The sequence below is a fragment of the Glaciecola punicea ACAM 611 genome (genome assembly GCF_000252165.1).
Taxonomy (GTDB): Bacteria; Pseudomonadota; Gammaproteobacteria; order Enterobacterales; family Alteromonadaceae; genus Glaciecola; species Glaciecola punicea.
Window position 1 is genome coordinate 1 of sequence record NZ_BAET01000029.1, and the last position, 21,622, is coordinate 21,622.

Annotated in this window: 17 protein-coding genes; 5 read left to right on the forward strand and 12 right to left on the reverse strand. The window is 42.8% G+C overall.

The features are described from left to right. From GPUN_RS10830 to GPUN_RS10845, 4 genes are all read right to left on the reverse strand, one after another. Positions 1-931, reverse strand: a 931-nt coding sequence (locus tag GPUN_RS10830) for an NADPH:quinone reductase (protein ID WP_040520991.1), incomplete at its 3' end; no start/stop codon positions are given. A gap of 91 nt (positions 932-1,022) precedes the next feature. Further along, positions 1,023-1,820, reverse strand: coding sequence for an SDR family oxidoreductase (locus GPUN_RS10835; RefSeq protein WP_006006619.1), 798 nt, complete (start codon positions 1,818-1,820; stop codon positions 1,023-1,025). A gap of 103 nt (positions 1,821-1,923) precedes the next feature. Beyond that, positions 1,924-4,359, reverse strand: a complete 2,436-nt coding sequence (locus GPUN_RS10840; protein ID WP_006006620.1) for a TonB-dependent receptor — start codon at positions 4,357-4,359, stop codon at positions 1,924-1,926. Between the two features lie 412 nt (positions 4,360-4,771). Continuing rightward, entirely contained in the window at positions 4,772-6,775 is a 2,004-nt protein-coding gene (locus tag GPUN_RS10845; protein WP_006006622.1) for a tetratricopeptide repeat-containing sulfotransferase family protein, read from the reverse strand. Positions 6,776-6,898: 123 nt separating this feature from the next. Between GPUN_RS10845 and gcvA the strand changes: the two genes are divergently transcribed. From gcvA to GPUN_RS10865, 4 genes are all read left to right on the forward strand, one after another. Next, a complete protein-coding gene (gene gcvA, locus GPUN_RS10850; RefSeq protein WP_006006624.1) occupies positions 6,899-7,840 on the forward strand; it encodes a transcriptional regulator GcvA in 942 nt (313 codons plus the stop codon). Between the two features lie 176 nt (positions 7,841-8,016). After that, on the forward strand, positions 8,017-8,328 hold the full coding sequence (locus tag GPUN_RS10855; RefSeq protein ID WP_006006626.1) for a 3-keto-5-aminohexanoate cleavage protein: 312 nt from the start codon (positions 8,017-8,019) through the stop codon (positions 8,326-8,328). A gap of 88 nt (positions 8,329-8,416) precedes the next feature. Beyond that, positions 8,417-8,665 (forward strand): acyl-CoA thioesterase, encoded by a 249-nt coding sequence (locus tag GPUN_RS10860; RefSeq protein WP_006006628.1) that lies wholly within the window; start codon positions 8,417-8,419, stop codon positions 8,663-8,665. A 543-nt stretch (positions 8,666-9,208) separates the two neighbouring features. Then, the gene (locus GPUN_RS10865; protein WP_006006630.1) at positions 9,209-9,574 is read left to right on the forward strand and encodes a hypothetical protein; all 366 of its coding nucleotides are present in this window, start codon (positions 9,209-9,211) and stop codon (positions 9,572-9,574) included. Between the two features lie 888 nt (positions 9,575-10,462). On the opposite strand, the gene GPUN_RS10870 is transcribed toward GPUN_RS10865, so the two are convergent. From GPUN_RS10870 to GPUN_RS10900, 7 genes are all read right to left on the reverse strand, one after another. After that, on the reverse strand, positions 10,463-12,589 hold the full coding sequence (locus GPUN_RS10870; protein WP_006006635.1) for a PQQ-dependent dehydrogenase, methanol/ethanol family: 2,127 nt from the start codon (positions 12,587-12,589) through the stop codon (positions 10,463-10,465). Between the two features lie 57 nt (positions 12,590-12,646). Beyond that, positions 12,647-13,429: an SDR family NAD(P)-dependent oxidoreductase gene (locus GPUN_RS10875; protein ID WP_006006636.1), complete on the reverse strand. Its 783-nt coding sequence runs from the start codon at positions 13,427-13,429 to the stop codon at positions 12,647-12,649. Between the two features lie 3 nt (positions 13,430-13,432). After that, the gene (locus GPUN_RS10880; protein ID WP_006006637.1) at positions 13,433-14,209 is read right to left on the reverse strand and encodes an enoyl-CoA hydratase/isomerase family protein; all 777 of its coding nucleotides are present in this window, start codon (positions 14,207-14,209) and stop codon (positions 13,433-13,435) included. Positions 14,210-14,320: 111 nt separating this feature from the next. Beyond that, positions 14,321-15,460 carry a CaiB/BaiF CoA transferase family protein gene (locus tag GPUN_RS10885; RefSeq protein WP_006006638.1) on the reverse strand — a complete coding sequence of 380 codons (1,140 nt, stop codon included), beginning with the start codon at positions 15,458-15,460 and terminating at the stop codon, positions 14,321-14,323. 92 nt (positions 15,461-15,552) lie between these two features. Further along, positions 15,553-16,731 (reverse strand): acyl-CoA dehydrogenase family protein, encoded by a 1,179-nt coding sequence (locus tag GPUN_RS10890; protein ID WP_006006639.1) that lies wholly within the window; start codon positions 16,729-16,731, stop codon positions 15,553-15,555. Between the two features lie 14 nt (positions 16,732-16,745). After that, entirely contained in the window at positions 16,746-18,899 is a 2,154-nt protein-coding gene (locus GPUN_RS10895) for a 3-hydroxyacyl-CoA dehydrogenase NAD-binding domain-containing protein (protein ID WP_006006640.1), read from the reverse strand. Between the two features lie 38 nt (positions 18,900-18,937). Beyond that, positions 18,938-20,146, reverse strand: coding sequence for an acetyl-CoA C-acetyltransferase (locus GPUN_RS10900; protein WP_006006641.1), 1,209 nt, complete (start codon positions 20,144-20,146; stop codon positions 18,938-18,940). A gap of 170 nt (positions 20,147-20,316) precedes the next feature. Here GPUN_RS10900 and GPUN_RS10905 point away from each other — a divergent pair, with 170 nt between their 5' ends. Beyond that, the gene (locus GPUN_RS10905) at positions 20,317-21,318 is read left to right on the forward strand and encodes an AraC family transcriptional regulator (RefSeq protein ID WP_006006642.1); all 1,002 of its coding nucleotides are present in this window, start codon (positions 20,317-20,319) and stop codon (positions 21,316-21,318) included. Between the two features lie 6 nt (positions 21,319-21,324). Here GPUN_RS10905 and GPUN_RS10910 read toward each other — a convergent pair. Next, positions 21,325-21,622 (reverse strand): AMP-binding enzyme (locus GPUN_RS10910; protein ID WP_040520993.1); only part of this gene is annotated, 298 nt, incomplete at its 5' end.

Genomic DNA, 21,622 nt, shown 5'->3' on the forward strand with positions numbered 1-21,622 from the left:
GACTCTTTGCCATTTGCTTAAAAGGAAGTATATGAGTCACTCTATGTTTCAACTCTCCCGCTGCTAATCTTTTGTAGATATCGTCGATAGCGTGCTGTTTAGCTGACTCTGGCATCGCATACACTATGGTCATGCGTATAGTCAGATCCATAAACATCATTTGGAAAAAAGGTAATTTCGGTTCTTTTATCTGGGTGTTTCCGTAAGTGGCGATGACACCACCAATGCGGATACACTTAAGTACTTCAGGTAAGTTGAAGCCAAACTCAACATCAATAACGCGATCAACTTTTTCGCCATCATTCACTTCTTGAACTTTATCACCCCAGTTAACATCGCGATGATTAACCACGAAATCAGCACCGGCTTCGATACAACTTGCTTCATCTATTGGGTTACTTGCCGTTGTAATAACTTTAGCTCCAGAAAGTTTAGCCCACTGAATAGCATAGTAGCCAACACGACCAGCGCCGCCGGTTACCAACACTGTTTGGCCTTTAACACAGCCATCGGATGAAATAACTCGATGGGCAGTCATTGCTGGAATACCTAAACAAGCGCCTATTTCAAACGATGTATTGCTCGGTAACGTGGCCGCTCGAGAGGCATCAATTGCGACGTATTCAGCCGCCGTTCCTAGAAGGCGAGCATACTGCGCCTGATAAACCCAAACTCGTTCACCTATCCTACTTTCAGGTACTCCTTTACCCACAGCTTCAATGATCCCAGCGCCATCACTATGTGGAATGATATGACCGTTATCTAATAGATTAGGAAAGGCGCCAATGCGCTTTTTAACATCTGAAGGATTAACCCCTGTGGTTTTTAATTTTACTAATACCTGACCATCACCCGCAATAGGCTTTGGTTGTTCACCTATAATTATTGTGTCTGCGGGTGTACCAAATTTTTCAAACCAAGCTGCTTTCATTATTTTTTCCAATTTTTTATTTCATCGAATTAAGTCACGCTGGGCTGTATTTAATTAATAATTATCGATTAACAACAGCTGCGTCTATTATTTAAAATTTGCTAGATAAATTTTCGGTATGACCGTCAATTCCAATAGCCTGCCCGGAAAGACTGGCTCCTAGGTCAGAGCTTAAAAATACGGCCATATTCGCAATATCATCGGGACTAACAAAAAGCCGCAGTGAACTTTGCTCTGCATATATCTCTCTCACCACATCTGGCGTAACGCCACGTTTTTCTGCATCAAGACGAATAACATTGTCAATTCTATCTCCTTTGACACTGCCTGGGCATAAGGCATTGACTCGAATATTATGTGGACCTAACTCCATCGCCCATGTTTTTGTTAAGCCAATAAGTGCCCATTTAGATGCAGCATAAGGCGAGCGCATTGGGAAACCGAAAAAACCAGCATTAGAAGAGATATTAATAATACTGCCCGACCCATTTGCTTTCAATAAGGGCACTGCGAACTTGGTGCAATGGAATTGTCCGTTCAAATCAACATTAATGGTGCGCGCCCAATCGTCGGGGTCTATATCTTCAACAAGCGCTGTAGGGCCAGCGATCCCAGCATTATTTACTAAAACGTCCAGATGTTGATAATGAACCATTAAATCAGCAAACATTTGCTTAACTTGATCAACATTTGCAACATCAGCCACCGAGGCTGTCGCGCTAGGATTTGCTTCAAGAAAGTCAGCGATGACCTTTTTATCAATGTCGCAGACATGCACTTTACAACCATATCCCAGAAACTTTTCGGCTATTTTACGGCCTATGCCGTTGGCTCCAGCTGTCACAAGCACGACATGCTCTGGGCTCAATCCGTTATTAACAACAGTCATTAGAATGTCCTCATATTACAAAGGTGAATATTAAAAAATTAGAAGAAAGAGGTGCGTGTCTTCGCTGGATTTAGCAAACCAGCGAAGACACGCGAGAAGATATTTATTCAAATAACATGTGATACCTGATCCCGAGATTTCTAGGGCGATTGACTGTTACAGTGCTGTCCCAGCGTGCGCTGCCTCGCGATAGCTCAGCACGTTCATCGGTCAAGTTATCGACATATAAGTTGACTCCCCAGCTACCCATATTTATTCCTGCGGATAAATTTACAATACTATAGCTGCTATTAATATCACGTCGGTCTAGGTTTAAATCACTAGTTTTATACTTGTAAATATCACTGTATGTCTCACCGACATAGGCATAAACGACTTGGGCAAAGCTTCTATAATCACCAATAGCAAAGTTATAGCGACTGGTTAGATTCCCTTTAAAGTCGGGCACGTTGGGAAGTTCAGTACCGTCAGGTGATAAATTGCTGCCGACTAGTAAATCAGCAGATAACTCAGCTTGATTAAAGTTAAATGCGGCTGATACAGTCCAGTCTGTTGTTAGTAGGTAGGTGAGATCAGATTCAATACCCACAATTGTTGATTCACTGGCGTTGATTGTTAAACCAACAGGAGAACCATACGATGCATCATAGCGGGTAAACTGCATATCATCCCATTGCATATGGTAAACAGCGCCATTCCAACGTAGATTATTTTCCAACCACATGGTTTTCCAACCAAGCTCTGTATTTGTCACAATATCAGGTTTGTAGATACGCGGCACCAATGCCGTTTCGTCTCGGTTTATGCCACCGGGGCGATAACCTTCAGACCACGTGAGATAGACCATCTTTTTATCGTCAAGTTTATAGCTTAGATTGAATTTAAAAATACTATCACTGTCGTCATCTTTGCTATCAACGTTAATAATAGGAGAGCCTGGAGCAATCAGTCCGTAACCAGACACTCCTAATAATGTACTTTCATTTTTAAACCACCGAGCACCCAACGTTGTGGTGAGTTGGTCGGTAAATGAATAGCTCACTTCACCAAACACTGCCGACTGCTTATCTGCCCGCTTTTGATCCGTTAAATACCACAGGTTGGCCTCACCAAACTGTCTAAAATCAGCTCCTTGGGCCATGCCATTCATTTCCCATTCTTGGCGGTAGTCATGACTGGCATCTTCATAATATAAACCAACAATGTACTGCAGTGAGTCGTTGTCTGTTGATTGCAAACGCAGTTCATGAGTATTGCGTTTATATTTATTATCATCATTGTAAAAAATGGCCATACTTGAACAATCTGCATCTGCAGTACCATAATATTCACAACCATAAGTTTGAATCCAACTAGTAGAAAAGTAGTCTGCATAGTCGGAGTAATCATTAAAGTACTGTACGTCTCTCTCCATAAATGAGCCTGCATACACTAAGCTAGAAGAACCTAAATCTCCCTCTATTGTGAGTGCTGCTTGATTAAATTCATCATCCATTGTATCTGGGAAAAAACGTTGAACCTCTAAGTCATTAATTTCACCACTGGGATTTTCTGAGTCTTGAAACCATACACCTTCTGTCTCCTGCTTTTGAGTCAGGTAACTTGCTGTTGCTGACCAGTTATCATTAAGATTTACTTTTAAAGCGACTCTAGCTCCGCTATTGGTTAATTCATTGAAATTTTCTTTTACTAAAGCATCATTATTTTCTTCAACTGTTGAGAAATTTCCACCATCAGTTAACAATCCATAAGTCCGTGTGCCGGCTATATTATCAATATAGCCGCCATCTTTTTTGGTCCAAGCAACTAAGCGGATTGCAATATTTTCACTTACCGGAAGATTAACGAATCCTTCTAATGAGTGACTAGCATCGCCGCTTTTTGTAGTACCATAACTAACATCAAAACCACCTTCAAAAAAATCCATTTGAGGTTTATTGGTAATGATCCTGATAGTGCCTGACTGGGCGCTGGCCCCAAATAATGTGCTTTGCGGTCCGGCAATTGCTTCCACTCGTTCTATATCATAAATATGTAAATCAAGATTTCGCCCGATAGCGGTTACCGGTTGTTCATCTAAGTAAATAGCAACCCCTGGCTGAGAGCCTGATGCATTTCCACTGCCACCATCTGATGCTCCACGCATGTAGACTTGTGACAAACCAGGCCCTGATGATTGATAAGAGAGACTCGGTAACATCAATGCGTAATCATCGAAGTTTTCGATCCCTAATTCATCTAACTTAGTGGAGCCCAATGCGGTGATACTTAAGGGAGTATCTTGAAGATTTTCAACACGCTTGCGTGACGTAACTATTATTGTTTCCATACCCTGAGACGACGCTTTAGTATCAGTTTCGGCCTGAGCCGTATCAAGGTCTTGTGCATTGGCGCTAGGCATCGCTGCCATGCCACCCACCATTATTACTGACAAAGCAATACTTTGAACGTTTTTGTCGTTAATAGAATTGCGCATTGCCGCAATTAGGGGGTTTAGTCGGATAGACCTCGTTTTGTTTTTTAGATGCTTATCAGTCATTGTATGTACCCTTATAATATGTTTATCGAGCAAGTCGCAAAGCCCGACAAAATAGAACTTAGACTCGCAATATCACCCTGAATAGTTAACATTCACTTAACAGATTGTTAACACAAATTTGATGGTAGCAATATGAACGTACTAAAAACAAACGATTATATCTCTCCTATGATTGAATAAAACTAAACCATATAAAGCTTTTAGCTGCTATATAGAATATAAGTACTTATCTTAAAATAAATTTAAACTTATGGATTATATAGATAAATATAAAATATTAGATTCATTCTTATAATATTTTAAAATTCTCAGGTACATTCTTTTGAACCACCCTTAAGCAGAAAATGTGCTTGTATCATTCTTTTAATCGGTACCTCATTTTCCCCAAGAGAAACATACAGATGACTAATTATCACAATATGGATGACAATTTGCTTTGCAATGGGGAAAGGAACTCTTCAAAAGGCTTCCATGCATCGAGCCCTTTTGTATTGATAGGTTGTCTAACCTGCTCAGAACTAGCCGTGTTGACCGCACGAGAGTTATTATAAAATTCTAGGCAATTCGGCTCAAAAGGTAAGCCACAAAAGTCTAGAATTTGCTTAACCTGATTTTCAAAATCATTAACGACATCTTCATAAGAAACAGTGAGCACTTGGTTAGGAAGCACTTTGTGCCAATGATCCATTAAGTGAAGATAATCTTTGTAATAGCGGGCAATATTTTCTAAGTCGTAACTAAAAGCCTGTCCGGCTGAAAACAATTGTTTAAAGCCACTAAAACACGCAGACATCGGCTGGCGACGTGCATCGATTATTTTTGCGTTAGGTAATATCAGCTTAATCAATCCAATATGAGCAAAATTATTGGGCATTTTGTCAATGAAAAAGGGAGCATCGCCCCGATGTACCTGAGTTTTCATTATATATTCGTTACCCAGGTCAAGACGCTGCTGTGCAGAAAGCTTGGCAATAACCTCTGGATATTTTGAGATCTCATTACGTTTTTTACGGTCACTTAATTTTCGAACCATCGCAATAATATTTGGCAACTCCTTGGTGCCATCCACCATTGAATGACTTGCTAATATTTGCTCTAGCAACGTAGAACCAGAACGCGGAAGTCCAACTATAAATATTGGATCGGCTCTACTGCAACCCTGCTCACCATTTTTTTCAAAAATGGGTAATTGACACGTTGTAATGGTTCGTTCAATGAGTTCGGTCGTTTCGTCGGCATCATAACGTTCAATGCTCTGTTTGAACTGATTACCTAATTTATAATAATGGAATGATTGTTCAAACTCTTTGTTGTCTTCGAGCGCTTTACCTAATGCAAAACATATATTGATACGATCCAACATAGGGAGATTTTTTATCGCCATCTGTTTTTTCATCTGCTGTATTTCAGACTGTTCAAAACCGAAGGTCTTTAGATTAGCCAAACTCCAATAAGCTTCCCCGTAATTCGGATTACAAGCAATCGCAGCCCTATACGAAGCGATAGCCGCATCTTGTTCTCCAATTGTTTTGAGTGCGTGACCTCTGCTGGTATAAAGATTTGCTTGTTCAGGCAATGCTGCAATCAATTTATTATAAAGCGCAATAGCCTCTTTGAACTTCCCTAACCTGACCAAAATAGAAGCTTTGAGTATTTGCTGAGGCGGCACGTTGGGCTGGTATTTTTCTAAAGTTTCTATTTCTAATAGTGCTTGCTCGCTTTTTTCTCGTTTATTCAACACATGCGCGTAATTTAAACGAGCAAGGTGATAATCTGGTGCTAAACTTAGACAACGAACAAGCAACAGTTCAGCATCCTCAAATACGCCCAATTTAATTGCTATTTCAGCCAACAACCTTAAGCCATTGACATCACCTGGGGATTGCTTTAAAAAATTACGGCAATGGCGCTCGCTTAATGCTAATTTATCGTCGATAAAAGCTTGTAGCGCTTCGCCTAAAAGTGGGTGCTTGGCCGAAAATCGTAAATAATTATTATAAGCTTTCTCAGAGGCTTTGCTTTCGCCTATCACTAGCAGTAATTTAGATAAAAGTCGCCAGCTATGAGTTAACTTAGCGTCAACTTCAACTGCACAGTTCAATGCTGCTATCGCCGCTGTTATTTGTTTTAAAGCATGCAGTGTGATGCCAAGCTCTTGATGAGCTAGCGCAAAGTCCGGGGTTTGCTCAATCAATGCTTGTAAGATTTTTTCAGCTTCACTAAAGCGACCTAAACCTTTGAGTGCGACGCCAACGATAAAAAGTGCGTTGGGTTCATTAGGAAAAGATTTTAGAATTTCTCTACCCTGTTGTTCCGCAGCCGAAAAAGCGTTGTGTTGTAACATTTCCTGCGCGTGCTTTACCGCAACACGAATATCACGGGTGCTATGGCTATTGTGGTTTTCGGATTGCGTCATCAACCGTCTCTTTTTTAACATTATATTGACATGCCTAACTGGCTCTGACAAACTAATTTTACTTGTTTATGGTATCAATTAATTCAACCATAATTGGACTTATAAGATTGGGAGGGTATTCATTTGCGCAAAAAGATCCCACCTTTAAATTCTTTAAAAAGTTTTGAAGCAGCAGCTAGACATTGTTCTTTTAGAAACGCAGCGGATGAACTTTTTGTATCAGTCTCGGCAATTAGCCATCAAATAAAGCAACTAGAACATGTACTTAATGTTGAATTATTTATTCGCAAAACACGCTCCGTGGAACTCACTAAAATTGGTAAGCAATATTACCCTATCCTTCGCGATGCCTTTGATAAAATTGCTGAGGGAACCAGCTTAATTTTAAAACCAACACAATCAGATGTATTAACGATTCAATTATATTCAACATTAGCTATTCGCTGGATAATACCAAGGCTGCCCGACTTTCAAAGCAAATATCCTGATATCAGCGTAAGATTACACACTTCGCAATTTGACGTTGATTTTAATAAAAGCGATGTTGATGCCTGTGTCAAGATTGGTAGTCGTGCTGCTGATGGCTTGCAATACTCATATTTGTTTTCTAGCGATGTATTTCCGGTGTGTAGTCCTAATATACTTGCTGGAAAGGAGCAACTGTCGCGCCCTGAGCAACTGAACAATTTTACTATACTGCAGGTTTATCCTTCGCAAAAAGATTGGTACATTTGGTTGGATGAGGTGGGCTGTAATAATGTTGACCCAGAGTCAGGACTGCAATTTGATAGCTACGACCATTCAATTTCTACCGCTTTACAAGGCATGGGAGTGGCACTTGGTATGCAGCCATATGTTAACAAAGAGTTGTCCTCAGGGTTGTTAATTGAACCCTTTCCTGAAATGCGCGTTAAACATCACAGCGATTGGTATTTTGTTTACCGTCAGGAAAAATTCGAACAGAAAAAAATTCAGTTATTTGAAGCTTGGCTCATTGAACAAGTAAAAGCAGACCCTGAGCTCAGTATTTCACGGGAGAGAACACCCAGCGAGCACGCTTCTTAATACCGATCGTCGTAACTAATTTCTCTTGCTTGTCTTAGTTAATTGTCTGTGCGTACGCCACTTCTAACTGAATTAACGCTTTTGTGAGTTTTAATTAGAGGAAAGCGCTAGGGTTGTTGATATGTTGATTATTTTCAAAATTTCCAACGAATTTATCTAAGCGGGCGTAACGTTAAATGAATCGTAATATAATTATCTCTGCTGCAATTTCAGGCTCAGGTCCGACTGAAAACAAAACGCCTCATCTACCAATTACTCCCAAACAGCTAGCCGATGAGGCAATTGCGGCAGCCAAAGCTGGCGCAGCCATCGCTCACATTCACGTGCGTGACCCAAAAACCGGTGCTCCCTCTCGTGACATTCATTTGTACAAAGAGGTTGTGGACAGAATAAGACAAGAGTCTACAGACGTTATCATTAACCTCAGGACTGGAATGGGGGGTGACTTGCTTTTAGGGCCTGACAGCAATCCGACAGAGCTTGGTTAACACACTGATTTGGTCAGGCAAGTAAAACGTCAAGAACATGTAGAATTACTTTTGCCTGAAATATGTTCACTTGACTACCCGACATTATATGGCGATGTTCGTTGACGCTAGCTACCACTTTCTAAATCGGGTGCTTGCATGGTCTGGTAAAGATAGTCAAAAGAATAATATTGGATGGGCTGACGTAAAGCACACCATTGAATATTTAATAGAGGTAAGAAGTGGACAGTTGCTAGATATCACAGGCGTGCTGACAAGAGTCGGTGGTAAGTCGATGACTGTTTCTTATGATATGAGGGTTAGGGCAAATAAAAGCATAAAAGAAGCAACTAATTAGCATTCTGATGCACCTGCTACTTCACACTCGATAGTGAATCCAGGTTCACCTTTGAGTGTACAAAAGAACTTTCGCCTTTTTTATTGGTACCTATCTTTTATGTATTGCCAAAATTTGCTTAACATTAAACGTTTATAGATCTGTGTTAGCGCTGGTGAAGATCCGCTGTTATTTGCCACAGTGTAATAGTGGACGGTTAAGGCCTTACTTGCCATTTTCAATAGCAATTGCGTTGGCGTGTTTAACCCTTCCCGTTCACCATGGTGGGTCACATCTCGACCTTATCTCTATCGTGATTTTATTGATTACGACGTACTTATTAATATTTAGTGAAGATATTAAAATATAGTCTTTATGGTCACCGCTTATTGGCAACTTGGTTGTCTAAGCAAATGCATTCAAGCACTGGACACTCTAGGGAACTAATCCAGCTGTGTTCAGTCAAAATGTGTTAACATCCAGTTCAATACATGGCCCCAAAATCGCTTAGGCTTCAAGCCACCGCTAGAAGTGTTTATAGAGCTGATAAAATGAGAGAAATAAATGAAACCATATCAAGCAACTATTTTTAACGCCGCCGTATTGGTGGTATTCGGCCTTTGGGCGTATCTGAATGTGGCTGCAGAGTCGCGCTCTACGACGATATTGATCCCCGTGATTTTTGGCGTCGTTCTCGCATTGTTGGTTCCGTTTTTTAAAAAGGACAACAAAGTTGTTGCTCACGCGGTTGCCGGTTTGACGCTACTGATTACGATAGCGCTAATCATGCCACTAATAGGCTCCATTGGACGGGACGATATGGTTGCCGTGTTTCGAGTGGGAGTGATGATGGCCGCCAGTATTTTCGCACTGGTTATCTACGTTAAGAGCTTTATTGCAATGCGCCGCGCCCGGCGCATTGAGACGTAGCCAAGTGGGCTAATGCCGACAGTTTAAAGCTGGATTTTAGACTATTAGGGTTTCTGCGCTACTATCAATCAAATCAATCGAGGTTTGATTGACAAGACGCACTACCTTGTTTGAAGCAAATCTTGTATCAAAGCCCTTGCACCCCTTATTTTAGTGAGCGTTAAATACTTTGGATCTGCGGCAAGCGTTGACATTAATTCATCTAAATCAGCTCAATGTTTAATTCGCATATCACTTTGTTTAAAACGTCTCGATCTTGCCAGAGCCATTTATTCAGCATTTTGTGGCTGCGCATATACCCGCTTTTTGACTTAACGCTAGGCTTCGAAGTCTGCAACACGTTTCTAACCTACCTCTTTTATTTTTCTCTATAATCGGCCGCTAGCAACATAGGCAATAAGTAGGTCTAATGATGTTTATCGATGCATACATGGCGCAAGCATATATTTAGCTGCATCAAAAAGAAGATAAATAGGGTGGGACTGGCGAAGATAAGCTCTTAAGTAACCTTATTATGTGACGTTCATTAAATTCGTTTTACTCAATATAGAGGTTAATTTATGCACTTTAACCAACCGTTTGTTAAGCAGCATCAACTAGCTGAAGCTTCAGCTGTTAGCACAGTTACGCTTGAAATTGGAGAAGGAGAGGCTGCTTACCTGAGCCCGTGCAACTTGGGCCGCGTTTAGTTGGTTGGAAGCGTGATGTGACTAATGAGTTGCTCTACACCTATCAAGGTTGTTAGCCGAAATTACCGTTATAAAAAATAGAATGGCAGGATTTGCCATTCTACCTTCAACAAAAGAATACCTGTTTAGCAAAACTGCCATGCAGCTACAAAGCTCATTAGAATGTACATAAAATTTTGACTTTAATTGAAAACATACTTTATTCGATAGGGCTGTTGTCCCCCGACTTTGAAGGCTGCGTGCCCAACGCTTGGCGAATCGAATCTGCTGTGCCTTGGACAAAAGCAATTATCTTTTCAACATCTTCCTCAGAAAGATTGTCGAACGCTGGCATGCCGTTGTCAACAGCAATCCCATCTTTTACCCATAATCTCGCGTTTTTTAACACACCCACCGGTGAATAACCCAAGTTCGGAATTACGCCACCACTGTCAATGCCAGGCGTACCATGACAAAAAGAGCAATTCGCCACATACAGTTCCAAACCTTTAGCAACATGCTCTGGCTTATAAGGTACACCGGCAACTAAATTAGTGCGGGTCGATAATGTCGCTTTTGGCATTATCGCCTGACCGTCTAACTCGAACGTAAACAATTTACCCTTGGTAGCGTATTTAGTCGCTTTGTTAAGCAGGCCATAAATACCGCCCCAACCCACCGCTATGGTGACATACTGACGACCATTCTTAGACCAAGTAATGGGCGCAGCAATAACACCTGAGGTAACAGGTGTTTGCCATAAAGGCTGTCCAGTAGTAGCATTGTAAGCGATGAATCGGCCATCTGCGGTACCTTGAAAAACTAGATTACCCGCAGTGGTTAAAGTGCCACCATTCCAAGGAGAAATATATTCGGAACGCCAAACTTCTTTTTGGTTAACTGGATCCCAAGCGATTAGAGTTCCAAACGGCTCAGTTTCGGGAAATGCAACATGGAAAAGGTATCCTAAATTCCAGTTTGTACCTGACATTGTCGAGCCAGGCTTGTAGGTGTTATGCTCCCATTTTAGGTCAGGAGCAACGGAGAGCGGAATACCTTGTGCTGGGATATAGACGAGCCCAGTATCGCTATTAAAACTCATAGAATGCCAGTTATGAGCGCCAAAGGATGACGGCACAATTTCTACAGATTCAGATTTTACTCTTGCGCCAGGGGTTTCTATGGGTCGGCCGTTTTGGTCAATTCCAGTTGCCCAATTAACTTCAACAAAGTTTTCTGCCGATATAAACGCGCCTGTTACACGGTCTATAACATAAAAGAATCCGTTTTTTGGCGCTTGCATAGCAACTTTTCGCAACTCACCTTTAATAACCAGATCAGCTAATGTGATCTGTTGAGTATGCGTATAATCCCATGTGTCACCTGGCGTGCCTTGATAGTGCCAAACATACTCGCCTGTATCAGGGTTTAAGGCCACAATGGAGGCTAAAAATAAGTTATCGCCGCCGCTTGGAGAGCGAAAATCACGATTCCATGGGGAACCGTTCCCTACTCCTATGTAAAGCAAATTTAGGTCCGAGTCATACGCCATGGAATCCCAAACAGTACCACCACCACCCACTTTCCAATACTTGCCAGAGGGATCCCATGTTTTTGCCGCCATCTCCATAGCTTCATTTTCGAAAGGCTTGCTGGGGTCACCAGGTACTGTGTACCATCGCCACTGCTGCTCGCCGGTATCAACATTATAAGCGGTTACGTAGCCGCGTACACCAAACTCAGCTCCGCCATTACCGATAATAACTTTGTCGCCTGCTACAATTCTCGGCGCACCGGTGATGGTGTACGAAAACTCGCCTCTGCGTTCAAGCGTGTCTTGCTTCCAAATAAGCGCACCCGATTTTGCGTCTAGGGCATGTAGATAGCCGTCAAAGGCACCCAAAAAGATCTTACCATCATGGTAAGCTACACCTCTATTTACCACTCCGCAGCAACCTTTTGATGCATAGTCGCCTGGTACCTCAGGGTCATATACCCAAAGCCGCTTGCCAGTGATAGCGTCAACCGCATGTAAGATTGACCAAGAAGAGGTTACATACATTACGCCATCTTTAACTATGGGAGTAGCTTGGACACTGCGCGTTGATTCAAGATCGTATGACCATGCCAACCCGAGCCGGTCTACGTTAGATGCATCGATTTGTGATAGTTTGCTAAATCTCGTCTCTTCCTCATCCAAACCATGCATCGTCCAATCGACTGACTCAATGCTGGCTGTTTCGTCGCTAATATCAGTCGCCTTTTTATCTGCACTCTCAGCGTATAAAAATAGCGGGACTATCAGTATTCCGCATGTGACCAATGCTAATGTTTTTTTTAATATCATAACCAAACCTCTATAAACTTTGCCTACCAAACAGTGCAAAACCCGACTTTCACCAGATTAAACCGGTTGCAGCAAGCTTCCGCCATCAACTACCAAACTTATTCCATTAACAAACGAGCCTGAATCACTTACCAAAAGCAATAAAGGTGCGATCAATTCATGATAATGCCCCAGCCTTTGCGGAATCAACTTATTAATATATTCCTTGCCGCGCTCAGAGTTCAATTGCGTTTCGTTTATTTCAGTCGCAAAGTACCCAGGACTCAGGGTATTTACACGTACGCCTGAACGTGTCAACTCAAGTGCCATATTGCGCGTTAACTGAGCAAGCGCAGTTTTAGATACAACGTAATCCGTTTTTTGAAGCCCAGTACAATGACTATAAATTGAACCAATATTAACAATACAACCTCGTTGCGCAGATGCCATGCGAATTGCAGCTTGCTTGGCGACTCGCCATGCGCCCTTTAAATTCACATCGATGATGTATTCCCATTCATCATCTTGATCAACGAATTTTGAAGGTGTAGAGCTAAGGCCGGCGTTATTAACCAAAATATCTAAGTTCTTTACCACGCTGTCCACTTTTTCAAACGCCATTTGAACGCTTTGTGTAGATTCAACATCCATGACAACCGCGTGCGCAAGGCCCCCTTTTTGATGAATTTTGTCGACCAATTTACGTAAACGGTCTTCACGACGTGCAGCAACGATAACCTCAGCGCCCAACTCCGCCAAGACTTCAGCAAAATAGGCGCCAAGACCACTTGAGGCCCCGGTAATTAGTGCTGTCTTGCCTTTAAGGGACACAAGTCCCGCAATATCTACGAGTTTATCCATACTTTATTGCCCCTGTTTTAACGCGCGACCGTTAAGAAACAGTGCTTTGCGCTTTTTAAAATCATCGCTTTGAATGCACATGTTTTGTAGTTTTGCTTCCAAATCCATGCTTTGTGATAGTGTTTGGTTATTGGCATTTCGCAAAACTTCCTTGCTAAGGGACGCCGTCAGCGGTGGTACGTCGGCCAACGACGCTACCCAACGAGCGGTAGCAAAGGCTAACTCATCATGTGTAACAACTTTATTTATCAAGCCAAGTGTTCGACAGGTTTGTGCATCTAAGCGCTGTGATTCAAGAATCATTTCAAGTGCACGTTTTGGGCCAACAGTGTTAGCTAAAAGCCAATGAAAGCCTCCATCTGGTATTAACGAAATTGCACCAAATGCACTGTACAGATAAGCTGTGTCTGCCATAATTGCAAGGTCACTTGCCATAACTATGGACGCACCTATGCCTGCTGCAGCACCATGCACAGAGCTTACAACGATTTTTTTCGACTCGCGGATAGCGGTTATGATAGGTGCATACTCTTTTTGTAATTGCTTCGTGATGTGGCCATCTATATCGGGAATTTCTTCTGCTATGTCGGCCCCTGCACAAAATCCTTGTCCTGAACCGATAATCAGAATAATCCTTATTGCCGGGTCGAGCTCCACTTCTTCCAGTGCACTTAAGAACGCTAGTCGCATCTCATGATTAAATGCGTTTCGCGATTTAGGTCTATTCAACGTAATATACGCCACCGCTTTTTTTAGCTCTATGTGGATTGTATTTGCCATGCTTAAATATCCCTTAAGTGTAACGTGTTTCTAATTTCTAAGATTAGACGAAGTAGGGTGTTTATTGCCCACTAAATTTCGTCACATCCATGGTATTTTTCTTCGATGTGATTAGCCCACCGCGCCGTTCATTTTAAGCTGCCTAATTGCTTCTGCCGAGTAGCCTAGTTTTGCAAGCAGGTCGTATGTATCAACGCCGGCTTCATGCTTGCCGTGTCGAACCCTTGAAGGTGTTCGACTCAGTCGCGGTGCCGGTGCTGGCTGAACTTGCCCTTCAACATTCAAGTATGTTTCGCGAGCTACGTTGTGTGGGTGCAAAGGTGCTTCCTTAAGGGTCAACACGGGCGCAAAGCATGCGTCTGTTCCTTCTAAAATAGCGCACCACTGCTGTTGAGTTTTTTGTTTGAATATCTTTGCTAAGGCCTGCCTCAATATCGGCCACTGTTTGCGGTCATATTGTGATGTCGTGTTAAATAGTGTGACATCTAGTTCTGCTAACTCAATAAGTTCTTTAAAAAACTGTGGCTCAATAGACGCTAAAGCAATATGACGACAATCAAATGTTTCAAAAGTATCGTAAAAGAATGCACCACCATCTAATAGATTAGTTCCGCGCTCGGAAACGTTCCATTGATTGACGTCACTAAAACTGTGATACATCCACATAAGATTAGCCACACCATCCACCATAGCCGCGTCTACCACTTGTCCAAGATTAGACCTTGTGCGTTCGAATAGCGCTGCTAAGATGCCGTTGGTTAAAAACAGGCTTCCCCCAGCAAAATCGCCAACAATATTCAGTGGGATAGTTGGGCTCTCACCTGATTTCCCGATGGCGTGCAAAGCACCCGATACTGCGATGTAATTCAAATCGTGGCCAGCACATCCAGCAAGCGGGCCAACTTGCCCCCATCCTGTCATCCGACCATAAATTAAACGGTCGTTAATCGCCTCACACTGCGTAGGTCCAAACCCTAATCGCTCAGCAACGCCGGGACGATATCCTTCAATGAGGACGTCGGCGGACTGAATAAGCCTCATCAAGACTTCTCTGCCCTCGGCAGTCTTCAGGTTAAGGACCACCGATTTTTTCCCACGTGCACTTATGTCTTTCTCATAAAGAGGATCTCGGTGAGTGCTGCGCTCAACCTTTATTACCTCAGCACCCATGTCAGCAAGAAGCATTCCAGCAAACGGACATGGACCTAAACCAGACATTTCAATCACTTTTATGCCGTCTAATGCACCCATTGAGATGTTCCTTTTGTCTTCACAAAATCTTCATAGTTACTGAACGATGGTCTTTGCTTGAAGCACCTTAATGCCGCTTTCAATTGAAACCACTAATAAAAATCACGCTCAATAAAATTAGTATAGTCTTCTCTTGCGATGTCACGAGCAATGATGAGTTTCATGACTTCCGAGGACCCTCCGTAAATGCGCCCTATGCGTGCATCTGTGAACATTCTGGAGATTGGATATTCGTCCATGTAGCCTGCGCCGCCGTGCAATTGCACTCCTTCGTCAACAACTCGGCATAACAACTCACTGGTAAGCAGTTTCGCTTTTGCAGCATCTACCGGTGAAAGGCAATCAGCGTTGAGCGCCACCACTAGTTGATCAATATAAATCTGCTGGGCATCTATTTCAGCGCGCAGTTGTGCGAGTTGAAACTGGGTATTTTGAAAGTCAGCTAACACCTGACCAAACAACTTACGTTCAATGGTAAACGCGCGCGTAATATCAAAGGCTTTCTGCGCTGCAGCAATGAATTCTACCGCGCATATCAAACGCTCTTCAGCTAATGCCTCTTTCAAATAAGAAAACCCCTTTGTTGGATCTCCTAACACATTATTGTTGGGTACTTTGACATTTTCGAAAAAGAGTTCAGCGGTATCTTGCGCTTTCTTACCCATTTTTTCTAAATTTGAGCCTCGATTGAATCCCTCCATGCCGCCTTCAATAAGGAACAGGCCAATTTGGCGCGGGTTATTTTTAGGATCAGTTTTGGCCGCAACCACAATTACATCAGCATTAATACCGTTAGAAATATACACTTTTGAACCGTTTAACAGCCAGTGGTCACCCTGGGCAATTGCGTTAGTGCGTATCCCTGCAAGATCACTTCCTGCATCAGGCTCTGTCATTGCTATTGCTAAGATCGTCTCGCCGGTAACACATTTAGGTAAGAAACGATGCTGCTGCTCCGAACTGCCAAATCTAGTCAGGTAGGGCCCAACTAGACGACTATGCAATGTACAATACCAATCAGCAGTCAAAGCGTATTGATTTTCTTCAATGATTATTTGTTCGAATCTAAAGTCGTTATCGCCAAGTCCACCGAACTCTTCGTTTGGCCACACCATTAAAAAACCGTTTGCTCCTGCTTTCGTAAACGCTTCACGTGAAACGATGCCTTCGCTCCGCCATTTCTCGATATTAGGCACGATTTCTTGATGTAAAAACTTGCGATAAGATCCCCTAAACAGTTGCTGTTCTTCAGTAAAATTTCGTTTGAGCATGTAAAACTAACCTCTTAATCAAAATATTGGTGCTGTGCTGCTTTTTCAACCACAATTTTAGGCGCAACAAAGCGTTCACCGTAAAGCGAAACCAGCTCATCGCAGCGTTTTATAAAATTATCTAAGCCATAGGTATTCACAAACTGAATATAGCCACCCGTCCATTTAGGAGCGCCTATCCCTAATAGCGATCCGATGTTGCCATCTGCTACACTTCGAAGCACGCCTTCTTGCAAACATTTCAAGGATTCAATTACTTGCCTGAATAGTATTCTGTCCTTTATATCTTGGTATGAAATTTCTACCTCAGGCTTATGATATAGCGAATACAATTTTGGCCAAATTGCCTTGCTACCATCTTCTGCATAGTTGTAGTAGCCACCGCCGTGATAACGACCACCTCGACTGTATTCCTTTATTAGTCTTTCACTTACTTTGACATTAGCTGAGTTATCGCCTAGCGAACAAAACACGCCCATTTCGCGATGAGTGGCCGCTGCTTTTTTTGACAGTTCTTGGCTTACTTCATCTTGTACCGCCAGTGGACCAACTGGCATACCCACTTGTTTTGCAAGCGACTCGATTAGCACCGGATCAAGGCCATCCATTAGTAAGCGCGCACCTTCATCCATGAAGGTACCGAACACTCTTGAAGTAAAAAAACCAAGCGAATCGTTTACGACAATTGGCGTTTTTTTAATTTGCTTCACAAAGTCAAACGCGATCGCTAATGTTTGCTCGCTAGAGCGTTCACCGCAGATAATTTCGATCAGGGGCATTTTGTCTACTGGCGAAAAGAAATGAATACCTATAATCCGCTCAGGTAAAAGGACGGAACTGGCGATCTGTGTAATAGGTAACGTTGAGGTGTTGGTTGCAAAAATAACCTTTTCCCCAACGACTTCTTGTGCCTGCGCAATTACCTTTGTCTTCAGCGCCAAATCTTCGAATACCGCTTCGATGATCAGGTCACATCCGATAAGATCTTGATAGCTATCGCTAGGTTTTATCTTCTGCAAAATATCGTCTTTTTGTTGTGCGGTCAGTTGTCCTTTAGATATGCCTTTGTCCAGCATTTTTTGTGTGTATTGTTTACCTTTTTCGGCTGCACTCTTGGTTACATCTTTCAGCACAACATCAATACCGGCAATCGCCGCCGCATAAGCTATTCCTTGACCCATCATTCCTGCGCCTAAAATGCCAAGCTTTTGCACCACATTAGGGCCGATGTTCTTTGGTCGACTAGCGTCGCGCCTGATAGCGTTCATTTGAATGAACATAGAGGTAATAATATTTTTGGCTTGGGGTGTCGTAATTAAATATGCCAACGCTCTAGCTTCGATGCGTAGCGCCGTGTCAAAATCCACGGCAAGAGTATCGCCGACAAGCGACAGGATCCGCTCTGGCGCGGGCAACAAACCTCGTGTTTTTTTAAACAGAGCAGCAGGTGCTATGGCAAGCATACTAATAATCTTAGGGTGCCAAATATCGCCCCCGGGGATTGTATGATGTTTTTTATCCCACGGCTGTTGCCAGTCATCGGAATGCGATTTTATCCATGTTTTGGCTGCCTCTATTAATCCGTCTGCATCATCTACAAGTGTGTCAACATATCCCGCCTCAATCGCGGCCTTAGGCCCTAGGCTGAGACCTTCTAATAAATGCGGTAGCGATTTTTCCATCCCAAGCATGTGTACTGAACGAACCACACCGCCTGCACCCGGTAATAGTCCCAAAGTGACCTCAGGAAAACCGATCACCACTTTTGGATGGTTCAGCATAATGCGGTGGTTACATGCCAGGCATATTTCGAAGCCACCGCCTAAAGCCGCGCCGTTAATGGCGGCCACCACTGGTACCTTCATTTGTTCAAGACGACGTAAATCGTGTTTGATCAACTGTATTTGTTGAAACTGCTGTTCTTCTTCTCCCGCACGAACAGATAACATCTCTTTGAGGTCGCCGCCTGCAAAAAATGTCGTTTTCGCAGAGGTAAAAACGACCCCTCTTAATGACACTTCTGAATATAACTTGTCGACCGTTTCAGACATTGCTTTTCGATACTGGGCGTTCATCGCATTCACTGAGCCATCCATGTTCATTGTCACAACCGCGATGTCGTTGGCATCCTTTTCATAAATAAAGCCATGAATATTGTTTGTGCTCATAATGTCTCTCAAATCTATTAGTAATATTAATTAAGCGTTTATACTCGCTCAATAATTGTTGCTATTCCTTGACCACCACCAACACAAAGAGCGATTAATCCACGTTTTAAATTTCGCCGCTCTAATTCATCTAGGAGCGTACTTACGAGCATAGCGCCTGTTGCGCCTAATGGATGCCCCATGGCAATTGCGCCACCACAAACATTGGTAATCTCATGTGAAATATCAAGGTCTTTCATAAAGCGCATGGCAACTGATGCAAAGGCCTCGTTGATTTCAAATAAATCAATGTCAGAAACCTGCATTTTGGCGCGGGCTAAGACTTTTCTAGCCGCCGGACCTGGCCCAAGTAGCATGATCGTAGGGTCTGTCGCTAATACTGCAGTGGCGACAACCCGTCCGCGAGGAGATAGACGAAGATCTTTGCCTGCTTTTTCGCTCCCTATAAGAACTGCCGAAGCGCCATCAACAATCCCTGAAGAGTTACCGGGGGTGTGCACATGATTGATTTTTACTATCGCAGGGTATTTGCGCTGCATTAAGAGATCAAATCCCATTGCGCCGAGTGATTCAAAGGATGGCCGTAATGCACCTAAGCCCTCGAGCGTACTGTTAGGCTTAATAAAGTCGTCTTTACTTGAAATAACAACGTTGTTGCAGTCTAAAATTGGCACAACTGATTTATCAAAAAATCCATTTTTCTGAGCGTATGCTGCGCGTCGTTGAGACTCAAGTGCATAGGCGTCAACATCTTCTCGTGTCCATCCTTCAAGCGTAGCGATCGTATCTGCTCCAATACCTTGAGGTACGGCAGTACAATATTGACTAATTTCGGGGTCATTGAGCCATGAACCGCCGGAGGCGCCCATGGGAACCCGCGACATAGATTCGACTCCGCCTGCTACAACTAGATCTTCCCATCCAGATGCAATCTTCATCGCAGCTAAATTAACCGCTTCTAGGCCCGAGGCGCAAAACCGATCTAGTTGAACACCGGCTACACTCTCGTCCCAATTTGCAAACTGTACAATAGTTTTGGCTATATCGCCGCCTTGCTCACCCGTAGGCATAACACATCCCATTACGACATCGTCAACATAGCTAGTATCTAAGTCGTGGCGACACTGTAACTCTCGCAATAAACATGCCCCTAATGCTACTGGCTTTACTTCATGAAGGGCTCCATCTTTTTTGCCTTTAGACCGAGGGGTTCGAATTGCATCATATAGATACGCTGTATTACTCATTGTACGAAATCATCCTCTGCTAGTTTTACACAAGGGGTAATGATCAGGGTGAATGATCACTTATCTACTATGGAGTTTAGTGCGTTGGCGGTTTACTATACAATGGCGATTGTCTACAAATAAATAGGCAATAAACTACAGTATTGGTTATCAACATTTGAGCGAGTGCAATGAAAAACATCACTGTTCCAAGCTATTTTGCGGCATCACTGTTAAAAAATATCCCTAATAAAAACGTTAACTATATAGAATTGCTAAATAAAAATGATATACGCGCACAAGTTGTCGAAAACCGTAATGCGCGTTTGTCAGTAGAGTCCTTTATTAGTTTACAGCAGGATATTACTAATTTAATGCAAGATGAAATGATTGGGCATTTTGAACAAGCCATGCCGTTAGGTGCATTCTCGATCTGTTGCCACAGTCTAATTCACAGTACAACAGTGGGTTCAGCATTAGAGCGCTATTGTCAGTTTTATCAGATCGTAAATCGAGGCTTACTTCCAAAAGTAGCTTTTCAAAAAGACGGTGTAAGCGTTATCCTCACACCTCAGTCAAGCTCTTTTATCTATGACCGTTATGCGTATGAGGCTTGTCTATATTATATTCACCGATTGTTAAATTGGCTTAGCAATAGCTTTATTCAACCCGTACAAGCAAATTTTGACTATGCGTATCCTGAGCACGCAGCCCAATATCGTCCTTTGTTTCTTGGCACAAACGTTATTTTTGACAGTGATAGGACAGAGCTTATTTTTAGTGCGTCAGCGATGGACCTGCCTGTGGTGCAAGACCAACAAAGTTTAAGTAAGTTTTTACAAAACCCTGCGTATGAAATGGCGATTCAAGGATATGAGACCTCGCATTGGTCCAGCAGAGTGTCGAAGTTGATTCAAAGGGATCTAAAGAATATTCCTTCATTAGAAAGTCTTGCTCAAACTCTATCAGTTCATCCGCAAACATTGAGAAGACGGTTAAAAGTCGAAGGCACCAGCTTTCAGGGCATAAAAAACAATGCTCGCAGAGACTACGCCATTTACAAGTTGAGTAGAACGAGAGAGAGTATAGACAACATATCATTAAAAGCAGGATTCTCCGAAATCAGTACTTTTTTTAGAGCATTTAAAACGTGGACCGGCGTGACACCGACCAGCTACCGAAGAACAGATTAACTACAATCAACCCGAGGTCGAAAATATGCGGCGCAACTCTCTACGTAATACTTTACCACTTGCATTTCTTGGCAGGGTGTCGACCTGCTCCCAAGTTCGTGGAACCTTAAAGCCTGCGATATGTTTTCGTGCGTGTAACGTTAATAACTCTGCGTCTAAAACGGCCTCAGCTCTAAGCACCACTACCGCTTTTACAGACTCGCCCCATTTTTCATCTGGCACACCAATCACTGCAACATCGGTAATATCTGGGTGGTTAAAAATGGCATTCTCGACTTCCGCAGGATATATGTTTTCACCCCCC